Annotated in this window: 1 protein-coding gene; it reads right to left on the bottom strand. The window is 51.5% G+C overall.

What is annotated here, in order from left to right:
- Nucleotides 1–1,054 (bottom strand): SDR family NAD(P)-dependent oxidoreductase (locus L693_RS27850; protein ID WP_155983783.1); only part of this gene is annotated, 1,054 nt, incomplete at both ends.

Raw genomic sequence — 1,054 nt, forward strand, 5'->3', positions numbered from 1 at the left:
AATCCCGAAATCTTTCATCATCACTTTCTCGGTCTCTTCATCCACATGCATTCCGCCCTCTTTCCATAAGGGCCAATTGATGGAGAGTGTCCGTCCCGGGCGCTGCTTTAACAGCACCAGGCTGTTCCGGTAGCCTGCATAGGCATCCATGAACGCATTAGCCATAGCATAATCCGCCTGGCCGACATTACCGACAGCCCCGGCCATGGATGAGAAGAAAATGAAGAAGTCCAGCGGCAAGTCCTGGCTTGCCTCATCCAGGTTTACCAGTCCGCTGACCTTGGGGGCCATCACGGCTTGCAGCTCTTCTTTGGTTTTTCTTAGAATGAAATTATCCCGTATGATTCCTGCGCCGTGAATAATTCCGTGAAGGGCTCCGTAAGCTTCGCGGATGCCCTGGATTAAAGCCACCACTTCCTCTTTGCGGACAACATCAACTCTCCTGTATTCCACTCGCGCACCGGCGGCCTCAAGCTCCTTTAACTTAGACTGCTTATCTTCGTTAAGCGGGGATCTGCCTGTCAAAATCAGAGTCGCATGCTTGACTTTACCGACAATTTCGTTGGCAAATATAAGCCCGAGGCCCCCTGCGCCCCCCGTAATCAAATAGATTCCACGGTCCTTCCATAACGGCTTCACTCCGGATGCTCCTGCGCTGATCTCGCGCCATACAGCCACCCGGCGTTTTCCGTCTTGATATTGAACCTGTTTATCCGCCAGGCTGCGGCTATTCTCGTTCAGCTTGGCTATAAGACTTCCTGCATCTTCTCCAGGTTCTACTTCAATAAGCTGCCCCATAACCTTGGGATTTTCAAACTGTGCCGTATGAAGTATCCCTGAAAGGGCACGGAAAAGCTGCTGCTGGCCCTGGGCTGGAACTACAATCTGAAGAAGCGCCTTTCCTTTGGGCTTTGCCTTCAGGATACTCTTCACTTCGTCAAACATCCGTGCAGCATAGTTCTGAAAGCGTTGATCCATTTCTCCTTGCGCGGATTGTAAAACAATGCATTGGGTTCCCGGCATTTTGCCTTCCAGGTCTTCGCGCGAAATACCG

The sequence above is a fragment of the Paenibacillus sp. 1-18 genome, assembly GCF_000520755.1.
Taxonomy (GTDB): domain Bacteria; phylum Bacillota; class Bacilli; order Paenibacillales; family Paenibacillaceae; genus Paenibacillus; species Paenibacillus brasilensis.